General features: G+C 68.5%; 14 protein-coding genes. 4 read left to right on the forward strand and 10 right to left on the reverse strand.

Features of this window, described 5'->3' with window-relative positions; all coding sequences use genetic code 11:
• Window positions 1-15: 15 nt before the first annotated feature.
• On the forward strand, window positions 16-1,698 hold the full coding sequence (gene ettA, locus HRC28_RS09860) for an energy-dependent translational throttle protein EttA (RefSeq protein ID WP_182379918.1): 1,683 nt from the start codon (window positions 16-18) through the stop codon (window positions 1,696-1,698).
• Window positions 1,699-1,814: 116 nt separating this feature from the next.
• Here the strand turns inward: ettA and HRC28_RS09865 are convergent, their stop codons facing one another.
• From HRC28_RS09865 to HRC28_RS09875, 3 genes are read right to left on the reverse strand one after another with little or no spacing between them, the layout of a single operon-like run.
• Window positions 1,815-2,324: a MarR family transcriptional regulator gene (locus HRC28_RS09865; protein ID WP_237111777.1), complete on the reverse strand. Its 510-nt coding sequence runs from the start codon at window positions 2,322-2,324 to the stop codon at window positions 1,815-1,817.
• Between the two features lie 5 nt (window positions 2,325-2,329).
• Window positions 2,330-2,899 carry a GNAT family N-acetyltransferase gene (locus HRC28_RS09870; RefSeq protein WP_182379919.1) on the reverse strand — a complete coding sequence of 190 codons (570 nt, stop codon included), beginning with the start codon at window positions 2,897-2,899 and terminating at the stop codon, window positions 2,330-2,332.
• Between the two features lie 39 nt (window positions 2,900-2,938).
• On the reverse strand, window positions 2,939-4,150 hold the full coding sequence (locus HRC28_RS09875; protein WP_182379920.1) for an acetyl-CoA C-acetyltransferase: 1,212 nt from the start codon (window positions 4,148-4,150) through the stop codon (window positions 2,939-2,941).
• A gap of 148 nt (window positions 4,151-4,298) precedes the next feature.
• On the opposite strand from HRC28_RS09875, the gene HRC28_RS09880 reads away from it, so the two are divergent.
• A complete protein-coding gene (locus HRC28_RS09880; RefSeq protein WP_182379921.1) occupies window positions 4,299-5,180 on the forward strand; it encodes a thioesterase family protein in 882 nt (293 codons plus the stop codon).
• 9 nt (window positions 5,181-5,189) lie between these two features.
• Here HRC28_RS09880 and HRC28_RS09885 read toward each other — a convergent pair whose 3' ends face one another.
• The 6 genes from HRC28_RS09885 to HRC28_RS09910 all read right to left on the reverse strand — a co-directional run bounded on the left by HRC28_RS09885 (window position 5,190) and on the right by HRC28_RS09910 (window position 10,020).
• Window positions 5,190-5,975: an enoyl-CoA hydratase-related protein gene (locus HRC28_RS09885; protein ID WP_182379922.1), complete on the reverse strand. Its 786-nt coding sequence runs from the start codon at window positions 5,973-5,975 to the stop codon at window positions 5,190-5,192.
• Between the two features lie 21 nt (window positions 5,976-5,996).
• Window positions 5,997-6,527: a sigma-70 family RNA polymerase sigma factor gene (locus HRC28_RS09890; protein WP_182379923.1), complete on the reverse strand. Its 531-nt coding sequence runs from the start codon at window positions 6,525-6,527 to the stop codon at window positions 5,997-5,999.
• Window positions 6,528-6,639: 112 nt separating this feature from the next.
• Entirely contained in the window at window positions 6,640-7,170 is a 531-nt protein-coding gene (locus HRC28_RS09895) for a hypothetical protein (RefSeq protein ID WP_182379924.1), read from the reverse strand.
• 105 nt (window positions 7,171-7,275) lie between these two features.
• Window positions 7,276-7,818: a sigma-70 family RNA polymerase sigma factor gene (locus tag HRC28_RS09900; protein WP_182379925.1), complete on the reverse strand. Its 543-nt coding sequence runs from the start codon at window positions 7,816-7,818 to the stop codon at window positions 7,276-7,278.
• 759 nt (window positions 7,819-8,577) lie between these two features.
• A complete protein-coding gene (locus HRC28_RS09905) occupies window positions 8,578-8,961 on the reverse strand; it encodes a globin (protein WP_182379926.1) in 384 nt (127 codons plus the stop codon).
• A gap of 18 nt (window positions 8,962-8,979) precedes the next feature.
• Window positions 8,980-10,020: a mechanosensitive ion channel family protein gene (locus tag HRC28_RS09910; RefSeq protein ID WP_182379927.1), complete on the reverse strand. Its 1,041-nt coding sequence runs from the start codon at window positions 10,018-10,020 to the stop codon at window positions 8,980-8,982.
• Window positions 10,021-10,101: 81 nt separating this feature from the next.
• On the opposite strand from HRC28_RS09910, the gene HRC28_RS09915 reads away from it, so the two are divergent.
• A complete protein-coding gene (locus HRC28_RS09915; RefSeq protein ID WP_182379928.1) occupies window positions 10,102-10,470 on the forward strand; it encodes a hypothetical protein in 369 nt (122 codons plus the stop codon).
• A gap of 4 nt (window positions 10,471-10,474) precedes the next feature.
• Entirely contained in the window at window positions 10,475-10,837 is a 363-nt protein-coding gene (locus HRC28_RS09920) for a TPM domain-containing protein (RefSeq protein ID WP_182379929.1), read from the forward strand.
• Here the strand turns inward: HRC28_RS09920 and pepN are convergent.
• Entirely contained in the window at window positions 10,834-13,416 is a 2,583-nt protein-coding gene (gene pepN, locus HRC28_RS09925; RefSeq protein WP_182379930.1) for an aminopeptidase N, read from the reverse strand. The two genes, HRC28_RS09920 and pepN, sit on opposite strands and share 4 nt — an antisense overlap.
• Between the last annotated feature and the right edge of the window lie 164 nt (window positions 13,417-13,580).

The raw sequence follows: 13,580 nt of genomic DNA on the forward strand, positions 1-13,580 counted from the left end.
GCGTAGCCTTGAGGCATGGCGGAATATGTGCTCGCACTGCGTAATGTGCGGAAGGCCCACGGCGACAAGGTCGTCCTCGACAACGTGACGTTGTCCTTCCTGCACGGCGCAAAGATCGGTGTCGTCGGCCCGAACGGCATGGGCAAGTCGTCGCTGTTGAAGTTGATGGCGGGTCTCGACCACCCCAACAACGGCGACATCGTGCGCGACCCCGACGCCACGGTCGGCATGCTCCAGCAGGAGCCGCCGTTGACCGAGGGCAAGACGGTGCTGGAGAACGTCGAAGAGGCGGTCGCCGACATCAAGGCGAAGATGAAGCGCCTCGAGGACGCCTACATGGAGATGGGTGACCCCGACGCCGATCAGGACGCCCTGATGCTCGAGACCGGTGACCTGCAGACCGAACTCGACAACGCCAACGCCTGGGACATCGACAGCCGCCTCGAGCAGGCCATGGACGCGCTGCGCTGCCCGCCGTCCGACTCGATCGTCGACACCCTGTCCGGTGGTGAGCGCCGTCGTGTCGCCCTGTGCAAGCTGCTCCTGCAGCAGCCCGACCTGCTGCTCCTCGACGAGCCCACCAACCACCTCGACGCCGAGTCCGTTCAGTGGCTCGAGGGCCACCTGAAGGCCTACCCGGGCGCCGTCCTCGCCGTCACCCACGACCGGTACTTCCTCGACAACGTCGCGCAGTGGATCGCCGAGGTCGACCGCGGCCAGATCCACGGCTACGAGGGCAACTACTCGACGTACCTCGAGACCAAGAAGGACCGGCTCAAGGTCGAGGGCGCCAAGGACGCCAAGCGCGCCAAGATGCTGGAGAAGGAACTCGAGTGGGTTCGCTCCAACGCCAAGGCCCGCCAGACGAAGTCCAAGTCGCGTCTCGCGCGCTACGAGGAACTCGCCAACGAGGCTGACAAGGCCCGCAAGATCGACGCGGCCGACATCAACATCCCGCCGGGCCCGCGCCTGGGCGACGTCGTACTCGAAGCCAAGAAGCTCACCAAGGGCTTCGAGGACCGCGTCCTGTGGGACAACATCTCCTTCACTCTTCCGCGCGCCGGCATCGTCGGCGTGGTCGGCCCGAACGGCGTCGGCAAGACCACGCTGTTCCGGATGATCACCGGGGGAGAGCAGCCCGACTCGGGCGTCCTCACCGTCGGCCAGACCGTGAAGATCTCCTACGTCGACCAGAGCCGTGGCGGCATCGACCCGAAGAAGAACGTCTGGGAGGTCGTGTCCGACGGCCTGGACTTCATCAAGGTCGCCAACTTCGAGATGAACAGCCGCGCCTACGTCGCGTCGTTCGGCTTCAAGGGTCCGGACCAGCAGAAGAAGGCCGGGGTGCTCTCCGGTGGTGAGCGCAACCGCCTCAACCTCGCGCTGACCCTCAAGCAGGGCGGCAACATGCTGCTTCTCGATGAGCCCACCAACGACCTGGACGTCGAGACCCTGTCGGCCCTCGAAGACGCCCTGCTCGACTTCCCGGGCTGCGCGGTCGTCACCTCGCACGACCGGTGGTTCCTCGACCGCGTCGCCACGCACATCCTTGCCTGGGAAGGCACCGAGGACAGCGAGGGCGAGTGGTTCTGGTTCGAGGGCAACTTCCAGTCCTACGAGGACAACAAGATCGAGCGCCTCGGCGTGGAAGCGGCCCGTCCGCACCGCGTCACGCACCGCCGCCTGACCCGCGACTGACCCGAGGCCGGCCAACCGCTGAGTCCGTCGGCGGGTTCGGCGCCGGCGGCACCCCGATGGGCCCGGAGGGGTGCCTCGTCCGGCGCCGAAGGCGCCGTCGGCCGCCCGGGTGGGCGTCAGCGGAGTTCGCGCTCCGGGTGGTCGGCGATGAGGTGGTCGCAGACCGCGTCCATGACGCGGCCGAGGGCGACCAGGTCGGCCGGCTCCACCAGGTCGACCAGCGACTGGCGCACGGTCTCGACGTGGCTGGGTGCGGCGGTCTCCAGCATGGCGACGCCGTTCTTCGTCAACTGACAGGTGACGCCGCGACCGTCCTCGGGTGATTCGGCGCGGACGACGAGGTCCGCGGCCTCCATCCGCTTCACGGTGTGGGTGACGCGGCTCCGGCTGTGCGCCAGCGCTGCGGCCAGCTTCGCCATCCGCAGTTGGCCTCCGGCCTCGGAGAGGCGGACGAGGATCTCGTACTCGACGACGGCCAGGCCGTGGTCGCGGCGCAGGTCCTCGTCGAGCCGGTCGAGCAACAGGGTGGTGCCGAGCAGGAACGAACGCCAGGCCTGTTGCTGCTCGTCATCGAGCCAGCGCGGCTCGGCGGTGGAGCCCGCAATGCTGTCGTGGTCCGCTGTCACGCGCGTCAGTTTAGGTCGTGGCGCATCAGTACTCGGGGATGCCCGTTCAGTACGGATGTCGTGGTGCCCACCTGACGGAATCCGGCTGCTTCGAAGTTCGCACGCAGGCCGGCGTACGCCATCGTCAGGTCGACCTTCGCGGCGCCGTTGTCGAGCGGATACGCCTCGAGTGCCGGAGCCCCGCCTCTGCGGGCGTAGTCGATGGCGCCCTTGATGAGGGCGTGGGAGATGCCGCGACCGCGGTGGCCGGGCCGGACCCGGATGCACCAGAGGGACCACACCGGCAGGTCGTCGACGTGGGGGATCTTGCGGTTGGTGGCGAAGGTCGTGTCGGCACGCGGGGCCACGGCCGCCCAGCCGACGGGCTCGTCGCCGTCGTACGCCATGACTCCGAGGGGGCCGTCCGCCAGCAGTCCGGCCACGAACTCGCCGCGCTCCGGTCCCTTGAGGTCGTTGTTGAGCTTCGAGGGGATCCGGTAGCTCAGGCACCAGCAGACGTTGGCATCGGGCCGCTTCGGACCGACCAGCGTGCGTACGTCCTCGAAAACGGTGGCGGGCCGCACCTCGACGTCCATGACATCGAGGCTACGGCCCGGCACCGACAAGCAGTCAGCTCAAATGCGCTCGAGGATCATCGCCATGCCCTGGCCGCCACCGACGCACATGGTGATCAGGCCCGTGGTCTTGTCGTGCCACTCCAGCGAGTTCAGCATGGTGTTCTGCAGGCGGGCACCGGTCATGCCGAAGGGGTGGCCCACGGCAATGGCACCGCCGTTGATGTTCAGCTTCTCCATCGGGATACCGAGGTCCTCGGCCGAGGGAAGCACCTGCGCGGCGAAGGCCTCGTTGATCTCGGCGAGGTCGATGTCGTCGATCGTCATGCCGGCGTACTTGAGGGCGTTGCGGGTCGCCTCGACCGGGCCCAGGCCCATGATCTCGGGGGAGAGGCCGGAGACGCCGGTCGACACGATGCGTGCCAGCGGCGTGAGGCCGAGTTCGGCTGCCTTGGTGTCGGACATGATGACGACCGCGGCCGCACCGTCGTTGAGCGCGCAGCAGTTGCCGGCGGTGACCACGCCGTCGGGGCGGAACACCGGCTGCAGGCCGGACAGGGCCTCGTAGGTGACGCCGGCGCGGGGGCCGTCGTCGGCGGAGACCACGGTGCCGTCGGCGAGGGTGATCGGGGTGATCTCGCGGGCCCAGAAGCCGTCAGCGATCGCCTTCTCGGCGAGGTTCTGCGAGCGGACGCCGAACGCGTCGAGGTCCTCGCGCTTGAGACCGCGCAGGCGTGCGACGTTCTCGGCGGTCTGGCCCATGGCGATGTAGACGTCGGGGAGCAGGCCGTCCTCGCGCGGGTCGTGCCAGTCCTTGCCGCCCTGGGCGTACTCCTCGGTGCGCACCTGGCCGTCGGCGAACAGCGGGTTCTTCGTGTTCGGGATGTGGTCGGACGTACCGAACTGGAATCGCGACACGGTCTCGACGCCGGCGGAGATGAAGATGTCGCCCTCGCCGGCCTTGATCGCGTGGAAGGCCATCCGCGAGGTCTGGACCGAGGAGGAGCAGTAGCGGGTGATCGTCGCGCCGGGGATCTCGTAGCCCATCAGCGAGGTGACGATGCGGGCCATGTTGTTGCCGGCCTCGCCACCGGGCAGACCGCAGCCGAGGTAGAGGTCATCGATGGTGTTCGGGTCCAGCGCCGGGATCTTGTCGAGCGCCGCCTGGGTGATCAGCGCGGTCAGGTCGTCGGGCCGGAAGTCCTTGAGCGAGCCCTTGTTGGCCCGTCCGATCGGGGTACGAGCAGCAGAAACAATGACGGCCTCGGGCATGAACACTCCTGGGTACGGTGAAGTCGGATCGAGCACAGCGTAGTGCGCCCAGAATGGAACTTGTTCTAGTAGTGGTGCAGGCCACGTCCCGTCCCACCGCACGGGGTCCTCGCGGTCGGTCCTCCGGCCGCCGTGGAACCATGCACAGGTGCGTCACCGCTATGAGTGCCCCTTGCGTTGGGCCGACCTCGATCTCCTCGGGCACATCAACAACGTGAAGTACGTGGACTACCTCCAGGAGGCCCGCGGGGCATTCCTGCGGGCGTGCCTCCACGCGGCTGGGGTCGAACGCCACGAGAGCGACGGCTTGATCGTCGTGCGGCACGAGGTGTCGTTCCTCGCGCCGATGCGGCTGGGGGGCGGGACGGTCTCCATCGAGTCCTGGGTGACCGGCATTCACGGTGGCAGCTTCACGCTCGATCACGAGATCTTCCGCGAGACCCCCGAGGGGGAGCGGACCGTCTACCTGCGCGCCCGCACGGTGGTCGCGCCCTTCGTCCTGGCGACCGGCGCCCCGCGCCGGATGTTGCCGGAGGAGAAGGCTGCGCTGCTGCCGTACGCCGAGAGCGGCGACCGCGCCCGTCCCGTCCAGGTGTCGGTGCCGCGCGAGCGCGCCCTGCACTTCCCGGTCCAGGTCCGTTTCTCGGACCTGGACATCTACCGTCACGTGAACAACGTGAAGTACATCGAGTACTTCCAGGAAGCACGCATCGTGCTGTTCAAGAAGTCCCGCGAGGCCCTCGCCGACTTCCCGCGGATCAGCGTGGTGGTCGCGCAGACCGACCTGGAGTACGTCGCCCCGATCACCCTGCGCGCCCAGCCCTACGACTGCTGGTCGGCCGTCACTGCCGTCGGTACGAAGTCGATGACCATCGAGGCGGAGATCGTCGACGACTCGGACGCCGGTGCGCGCGGTGTGCTGGCGAAGTCCCGTTCCGTCGTGGTGTTCTTCGATCCGGCGACGCAGCGGTCGGTCGTGCCGCCCGATGGCTACCGCGAGGCGATCATGACCTCGCTCGGCGGCATCTGAGCGACGTCCTCACCACCCCGCTGGCAGTTGGGTGAAGTCGGGCTGGCGCCCTTCGGCGAAGGCGGCCAGGGCTTCCAGGTTGGCGGGGCCGCCCATCAGTTCAGCGAACGCTGCGTTCTCGCGATCCCGGGCTGCGCGGATCGCTTCGCGGTGCGGCTCGGTCATGGTCCGCTTCACGGCGATCAGCGACGAGATCGGCCGGGAGGCCAGCACCTCGGCGTGCTGACGCGCGACGGGCAGCAGGTCGTCGGGTTCGCAGACCCTCAGCACCAGGCCCATCGCTTGCGCCTCCGCGGCCCCGATCCACTCCGCCGACAGCAGGGCCCAGGCGGCGTTCTGGCGGCCCACCAGCGCCGGGAAGAGGTACGACGACGCGGCCTCTGGCGCGACGCCGAGTGACGTGAACGGGCACTTCAGGCGTGCCTGCGTCGACATGAACGCCAGGTCGGCGAACCCGAGGATCGTGGCGCCGATGCCGAGGCCCAGTCCGTTGACGGCCACGACGAGCGGCTTGGGGAAGTCGACCAGGGCGTCGAGCAGGCCGATGAAGCCGTGCTTGCCGCGGGGGAAGTCCGGGTCGGTCGCGATCCGGTGCATCTCGAGCAGGTCGGTGCCGGCGCTGAAGGCCCGGCCGTTGCCGGAGATCAGCACCACTGCGACCGACGGATCCTGGGCCGCTTCGAGCAACGCGTCCGCCGTGGCGTCGTACAACTCCTCATTGAAGGCGTTGAGGGCCTCGGGGCGGTTGAGGAGGATGGTGCGGACCCGGTTTGCGTCGGAGACGATGAGCGTCATGCACCAAGAATAGAACGTGTTCTATTCGCCGACGCTCGATCGCAGTCGTTTGAGTCCACGGTGGCGTGCCACGCGCACGGCGACGGCCGTCATCCCGAGCGCCTGCGCCGTCTCGGCGACGTCCATGTCGAGCACTTCCAGGCAGGCAACGACGTCCCGTTCACGCGGAGGGAGCCCAGCCAGTGCGTGCCGCACCCATTCGTCGGCGATCAGCGACTTCTCGGGGTCGGGGTGCTCCTCGTCGGTGGACGCGGCCAGCGCTCCGAGCCCGCGGGTGCGCGTACCGGTCCGACGCCAGGCGTTGGCGGAGTGATTGCGGGCGATCCCGAACAACCATCCGCCGAAGTCCGACGTGCTCCCGTTGAAGTCGGCAATCCGTTCGGCGGCGACCAGCCAGGTGGCGGCCGCAAGGTCCTCGGGCGCATCGCTACTGGCGGCGGTCCGCGCCTCGAGCCAGAGCAGCAGTCGACCCGCATGGGCGCGATAGAGATCGCGCCACGCAGCCGAGTCGCCGCTCTTGGCAGCGGCGACGATTTCGTCGTCGGCGCGCACGGACGTGTCCCACCCCTGTCGGCCTGCTCCTCAGCCCGAGGGAATCTCCCGAACCGTCCTCACCATTGTCGCGCCTTCCGCAGTGCTGCGGAGGGTAATGGGGTCGTCCGTTTTACTTTCGTGATCCGTGGGCCTGGCCGGGACGCGTGGTCCGGTTGGCCTTGTTCTTCGCCTTGCCCTTGGCCTTGCCGGCCTTGCTCTTGGCGTTGGCGATCGCCTTGCCGTGGGACGCCGCACGCCGGGCACTGTTCGGGGCGGGGTCGTCGATGCGTGCCTGGATGGCCGCGGAAGAGGGTGTGCCCGGAAGCCCCGGGGACACGGGGCTTCCGGGCGAGATGGATACGTCGCGCTGTGGGGTAGCGACGTCTCCGTGACTCGGCGAGCCGGAGGGCTCCTGCTGGGACGGGGCGTCAGCGGGAGAAAGTGGGGTCTCCATGCCGCTGCCGCCTGCCCAGGTGGCCGCCGCGATGACAGCCACCGAGGCTGTCGCGACGATCATCCGGAGTCCAGCCGACCGAGCCGTTCGGGGGCCAGCCGCCCGTGAGCTCGCGCTCAGGTCGGCCAGCATGCCGAGGAACACCGCATCCGGTTCCAGCGTCGGCGCAGCGACGCGGAACTGGTGGGGGCGGTGCTGACTCGTCATTTCCTGCTTCTCATCGTGGTGGTGTTGCCGGGGCGTTGCTCCGTCAACCCCCACCCGGGAAGGGGGCTGCCTTCACACTGAACATGTAGGCAGGTGGACGAAGTGTTACGCCGGTTCAGCAGTTTCTTGGTCGACCGCCCGATTGCGGAGTCGTCGGAGTCCCCGATGGTGGGCCACTCGTACGGCGACCGCGCTGATGTCGAGCGCCGTCGCGGTCGTGGCCACGTCCATGTCGAGTACCTCGCGGCAGGTCACGACGTCGCGCTCTCGCTCCGGGAGGGTGGACAGGAGCCGGCGCGCCCAGTCGGCGTCGCTGGAGGTGGTCTCGGGTCCGGGCTCGCTGTCAGCGGATCCGTCGCCGAAGGTGATCTGTTCACGCCGGGCAGCGCGTCGTCGCGCATTCGCCGCCAGGTTGCGGGCGATGCCGAACAGCCATCCGGCGAAGTCGTCGCTGGTGCCGGAGAAGCCGGCGATCTTCTCGGCGGCGACCAACCAGGTGCTCGAGGCGATGTCCTCGGGACTCTCGTCCCCGGACCGGCGGGTTCGGAGCCAGAGCAACAGACGTGAGGCGTGAGCTCGATAGAGCTCACGCCACGCATCAGAGTCGCCCTGCTTGGCTGCGGCGACGACCTCGTCGTCTGTCGTCACCGCCCCCGGTTCACCAGGTCTTCCTGCGGCTGGGGGGTGCGGGTCGAACCACGGGAAATGGGCGGGGTCGGAACATGACTGAGTCCCGGCGGAACAGATGTCGCCGAGACGTCAGGGATCTTGGGCAGGACGGGCACCTCAGGCAACTCGGGCACCTGGGTCGGCACGTCCACGCGCGGGCCGGGTGGCACGCCTTCGGGGACCCCGGGTGCGCCGGTGCCTGCCGGCACGCCCGTCGGCGGGCGACCGGCCGGTGGGCTCCCGGCCGGTGGGCTCCCGACCTGGGCGCCACCTGCTGGCGAGGACTGCCCGCCAGCAGGTGACGTCGGGGTGTCCGAAAGTGGGGTTCGAACGCCTCCAGGTGTTGGGTCGGTCGGCTGTTGCGTCACTTGCTCCTCAGGGCGAAACGGAGATTCCGTTCCGGGCAGGGCACCCGCTGCCCACGAGGTTGCACCAATCGCGATCACACCCCCCAGCACAATCGCGAATCGGGCGCCAGCCGACCGACCCGGTCGCGCAGCAGGAACCGTCGAGCTTGCGCTCAACTGGACCATCTGCGCGAGCAGCACCGGATCAGGATCGACGGGGCGCAGGTCTGCGCTCAGCGTCTCGATCCAGTCCGGCCGGGTCATGTTTTCTCTTTCGAGTGTTGTCGCCGTGGTCCGCAGGTGCGGGTCACGGACAAGGAACCGGGGAAGTCCCTCGTGCTGTACCTGTCGTGGGTGGGAGCCGCTGTTACATCGCGGCCGGAAATATCTTTCAGTCGGTCGTGTTGACCATGAAGTTTGCCGCGTGGGTGACGTAGTCCCAGAACTGCTTGTCCTGCTCCGGAGTGAGCGCGGCGTTGTCGAGCGCGGCCCGGAAGTGACCGAGCCAACGGTCGCGCGCGTCGAGGTCCACGGCGAAGGGGGCATGCCGCATCCGCAGCCTCGGGTGGCCCCGTTGCTCGGAGTACGTCGTCGGGCCGCCCCAGTACTGCACCAGGAACAGCAGGAAGCGCTCCTCGGCCGGGCCCAGATCGGCCTCCGGATACATCGGCCGGAGTACGACGTCGTGCGCGACACCTTCGTAGAACTTCGCCACGATCCCGCGGATCGTCTCGAAGCCACCGATCTCGTCGTAGAAGGTGGGGGCGTCACTCATCGTCGATCACGCTGTCCATCATCCCTCGTCGCCCGCGGCTGCCGTACCGGTGTGGACTGCGTCGCCCTCGCGACGGTCCTGCCGGTGCCAGACCACGCGCTGCGCGAACGGGATCTCGATGCCCTCGTGGTCGAAGCGGGCCTTGATCCGCTGGCGCAGTTCCCGCGCCACGGCCCACTGCTCCAGCGGTGCGGTCTTCACCATCACGCGGATCGTGACCGAGTCGGCGGCGAGCATCTCGACGCCCGTCACCTCGGGCTCCTCGATGATCACGTGGTTGAACTCGTCGTCCTGCCAGAGGTCGTGGGCCACGTCGCGCAGCACCCGCTGCACGCTGGCCAGGTCCTCGCCGTACCCGACGGAGACGTCGACGACGGCACGCGACCAGTTCTGGCTCTTGTTGCCGACGCGCTGGATCGCACCGTTCGGGACGTACCAGACGGTGCCGTTGATGTCGCGCAGCCGCGTCATCCGCAGGGTGACGGCCTCGACCGTTCCGTTGGCCTCGCCGACGTCCACCACGTCGCCGACGCCGTACTGGTCCTCGATGAAGATGAAGATGCCGGCCAGGAAGTCGCGGACCAGGGACTGGGCGCCGAAGCCCAGCGCGATCCCGAGGATGCCGGCGCTCGCGATGATCGGTGCGATGGCGACCCCGAGTTCGCTGAGCACCATGGTCCCCACGATGGCTACCACGATGAACGTGACGATGCTCTTCAGGACGCCGGACATGGTGGCGGCGCGCTGCTTGCGCCGGGCGTAGACGGCCCCCTCGACCCGCTCGGGCAGGACGCCGCGCTCGGCACGCCGAGCCAGGCGATCGACCATCCGGTGCAGCAGCCAGCGGGCGACCAGGCCGAGCAGGATCAGTCCCAGGATCGCGAGCGGCTTGCCGATCAGGATGTCGGACCAGTCGGCGAGGCGGCTGTTCCCCGTCCAGTCAAAGGTCAGCTCGCAGACCTGCTCACCATCGGCGCAGGGACTGGCCACCAGCGGGGCCGAAAGAGCCGAGGCCGGGGCCGCGGAAAGGGACAGAATGGACAGCGTGGACGCCGACATGGAGCCAGTCTCCCAAAGCCTCCTGAGGCTCATGTCGACACCACCCCGCCACGGAGGTCGAACTCCCGATATCCTCCTCCCGTGACCAGCACTGTTCTTCGACGTGTCCTCGCCGTGTGCTCCCTCGTCGGCGTGAGCGCGCTCCTCGTTGTCATGTCGGCAGGCATTGCCTCCGCCGACACCCCGGAGCCGCGCCCCGGCAGCTGGGAGCCGAAGCCCGACATCGACGTGCTCAACGCGTTCCTGCTGCTCGGTGGCATCCCGCTGCTCGCCTTCGTGGTCATCACGCTGCTGTTCGTGGCACCGGCGCTCGCCCGTGGCGAGGACCTGAGCATCGACGCGCGCGTGCCGGAGAACCAGTGGCTCGGCGGCCCGCGCAAGGCGGCCGGGGAGCTGGCTGCGCCGGACTCGGACAGCTCGAAGGCCGGCGGCGCCGGCGGGACCTGGTAGTTCGATGACCAGCAACGGATCCCTGAGCGAGGCCGAGCGGGCCAAGCTGGACGTCACCATCCGCCACGCCGAGCAGGCGTGCCGTGCCGAGATCTCGGTGTTCGTCGGATCCGCCACCGGTGACCCGCGTGACTTCGCCACGAGCCTGCACAACACGCTCGTGCTGCCGGCCCGCAGCGTCCTGATCATGGTCGACACGGCCCGCAAGGCCGTCGAGATCGTCACCGGCGGTCACGTCCGTGAACGGCTGACCGACGACGAGTCGTCGCAGGCCGTCACCGCGATGACCGAGCGGTTCGCCGCGGGTGATCTCGCCGGTGGGCTCAATCGCGGTATCGAACTGCTCGGTCAGTTCGCGAAGGACTAACTCGCGTCGAACGCCTGCGCCGCGAGGGCCCGGGCCACGTCAGCGCGTCCCTCACGGACGTAGCGCAGTGCGCCCGCATTGACCGTCTCGGCGTTCTCGGCGAGCCAGGCGTCGACGGCGTCGAGGGTGGCCTGCGTGGCCAGGATGCGCGGGAAGATGAACTCCAGCGCGACCGACGCCTTGTGGGCACCGAGCCGCTCCCACGTGCCCGCGACCTCGGCGAGGTACGTGGCGACGTACGGCGTCAACACTTCCTCCTGGCCGGGCTGCATGAAGGCGAGGACGACGCTGCGCTGGGTCTCGTTCGGGACCGTCGGGTCGAGCAGTGCCTGGGTCCAGGCGCGCTCCTTCGCCGTAGCGGTCGGGAGCGCGGCGCGGGCCGCGGCCGACTTCTCCTGGCCGGAGATCGTGTTGTCCTTTGCGAGTTCCGCGTCGATGCGGGCGTCGTCGGCGCTGCCGACCCGGGCCAGGGCCGTGAGCAGCGACCAGCGGAGGTCCTGGTCAACGGCAAGGCCCTCGAAGACGAGCGAGCCGTCGAGGATCGCCTCCAGGTCGGCGATCGCGGCGTCGCTGGTCGCGGCGCCGGCGTAGGAGCGGGCGAACGTCAACTGGTGGTCGGTGCCGGCCTCGGCCTGTTCCAGCAGGGCCCGCAGGCCCTCCTGCCAGCGGGCTGACAGGGCAGCCCGGCCGGCCGGGGCGCTGTAGAGGTTGACGGCCTGGGCGGCGTACACGGGGATCCGGCTGAGGCCCCAGGCGTCGGTCTCCTTGCCGATGTTGCCGAGCACCAGGGTCACGAAGTCGTTTGCGGAGAGCTCGGCGTCGCGGGTCATGTCCCAGGCGGCGCTCCAGATCAGCGCGCGGGCCAGCGAGTCGTCCAGGTCGGAGAGGCGGGCGATCGCGGTGGCGAGGGACCGCTCGTCGAGGCGGATCTTGGCGAAGGCCAGGTCCTCGTCGTTGAGCAGCAGCAGTTCGGGCTGGGCCTTGCCGACCAGCTCGGTGAGTTCGGTGCGCTCACCCTCGACGTCGACCTCGACGTAGTCGGTGCGAACGAGGCGGCCCTCGTCGTTGCTGTTGTAGAAGCCGACGCCGACGCGGTGGCGACGCAGCGTCGGGTGGTCGGCCGGAGCGCTCTGGAGGACGGCGTACGACGCGTAGGTGCCGTCGGAGGCCAGCTCGAGCTCGGGGGTGAAGGTGTTGGTGCCTGCGGTCTGCAGCCACTCCTGCGCCCAGCTCGACAGTTCGCGGCCTGACGCCTTCTCGAGGGCCGTCAACAGGTCCGAGAACTCGGTGTTGCCGTACTCGTGGTCCTGGAAGTACTGCCGCAGGCCAGCGAGGAACGGGTCGAGCCCCACCCAGGCGACGAGCTGCTTGAGCACCGCTGCGCCCTTGGCGTAGGTGATCATGTCGAAGTTGACCTCGACCGCGTGCAGGTCGACGTTGTCGGCCGCGATCGGGTGCGTCGACGGCAGCGAGTCCGCGCGGTAGCCGGTCTGCTTGCGGGCGTTCGTGAACCCGGTCCAGGCGTCGTCGTACGACGTCGCGAGGGCTTCGGCGTGGTAGCAGGCCCACTCGGCGAAGGACTCGTTCAACCAGAGGTCGTCCCACCACTTCATGGTCACGAGGTCGCCGAACCACATGTGGGCCATCTCGTGCAGGATCACCGACGCGCGGAACTCGTAGAACGAGCGCGGCTGGCGTGAGCGGGGGAGGTACTCGTCGCGCAGGGTCACGCAGCCGGCGTTCTCCATCGCGCCCATGTTGTATTCGGGGACGTAGAGCTGGTCGTACTTGCCGAACGGGTACGGGTAGCCGAAGGCGTCCTCGAAGAATTCGAAGCCCTGCTTGGTGAGGGTCACGATCTCGTCGCGGTCGCGCTCGAGGAACTCCTTGAGCGACTGCCGGCTGTAGTGGCCGAGCGGGATCGTTCCGTGCTTGCCCTCGTAGACGTCCTGGACCTCGTAGTAGTCACCGGCGACGACGGCCGTGATGTACGTCGACATCGGCTTGGTCGGCGGGAAGTTCCACACCGCGGTGTCGACCCCGTTGGCCGAGCCGGTCGAGACCGGTTCGGGCGTGGCCGCGTTGGAGACGACCTTCCAGTGCGCCGGCGCGGTGACGTTGAAGGTGAACGGCGCCTTCAGGTCGGGCTGCTCGAAGGTGGTGTAGACGCGGCGGGCGTCCGGCACCTCGAACTGCGAGTAGAGGTAGATGTTGCCGTCGGCGGGGTCGACGAAGTGGTGCAGGCCCTCGCCGGTGTGCGAGTAGGTGCAGTCCGCACGCACGACCAGGACGTTCTCGGCCTGCAGGTCGGTCAGCGTGATCCGGCTGTCGGCGTATGCCGTCGCGGGGTCCAGGGGAGCGCCGTTGAGCGTGATCTCGTGGATCGTCGCGTCGACCAGGTCGGCGAACGTGCTGCTCCCCGGAGCGCGGCACGTGAAGGTCAGAGTCGTCGTCGAACCGAAGGTCTCGACGCCCTCCGCGGTCGCGTTCGTGAGGTCGAGGTCGATGACGTAGGAAGTCACGCTGACGAGGGCCGCGCGGGTGGCCGCTTCGTCGCGGGTGAGGTTGGTGCCGGGCATGCGGTCATCCTTACATCCGGTCCACATTGTCAGACAATCGGGTGCGACTCGAGGAGGGGGCCTGGGACCCGCGAGCGCGGAACTACAACCGTGTAACTATGAAAAGTCAACGCGACACGCCAGTGAAGCACGAGATTTCTGGGGATTTTGTTGCGTTTTGGGGC

Origin of the sequence: Nocardioides sp. WS12 (assembly GCF_014108865.1) — a bacterium.
GTDB lineage: Bacteria > Actinomycetota > Actinomycetes > Propionibacteriales > Nocardioidaceae > Nocardioides.

Excerpts from the sequence above, each read along its gene's own strand:
- HRC28_RS09875 (WP_182379920.1), bottom strand. The coding sequence starts at position 4,150 with ATGCCCGAGGCCGTCATTGTTTCTGCTGCTCGTACCCCGATCGGACGG.
- HRC28_RS09920 (WP_182379929.1), top strand. The coding sequence starts at position 10,475 with ATGACCAGCAACGGATCCCTGAGCGAGGCCGAGCGGGCCAAGCTGGAC.
- ettA (WP_182379918.1), top strand. The coding sequence starts at position 16 with ATGGCGGAATATGTGCTCGCACTGCGTAATGTGCGGAAGGCCCACGGC.
- HRC28_RS09870 (WP_182379919.1), bottom strand. The coding sequence starts at position 2,899 with ATGGACGTCGAGGTGCGGCCCGCCACCGTTTTCGAGGACGTACGCACG.
- HRC28_RS09905 (WP_182379926.1), bottom strand. The coding sequence starts at position 8,961 with ATGAGTGACGCCCCCACCTTCTACGACGAGATCGGTGGCTTCGAGACG.
- pepN (WP_182379930.1), bottom strand. The coding sequence starts at position 13,416 with ATGCCCGGCACCAACCTCACCCGCGACGAAGCGGCCACCCGCGCGGCC.
- HRC28_RS09885 (WP_182379922.1), bottom strand. The coding sequence starts at position 5,975 with ATGACGCTCATCGTCTCCGACGCAAACCGGGTCCGCACCATCCTCCTC.
- HRC28_RS09895 (WP_182379924.1), bottom strand. The coding sequence starts at position 7,170 with ATGACGAGTCAGCACCGCCCCCACCAGTTCCGCGTCGCTGCGCCGACG.
- HRC28_RS09910 (WP_182379927.1), bottom strand. The coding sequence starts at position 10,020 with ATGTCGGCGTCCACGCTGTCCATTCTGTCCCTTTCCGCGGCCCCGGCC.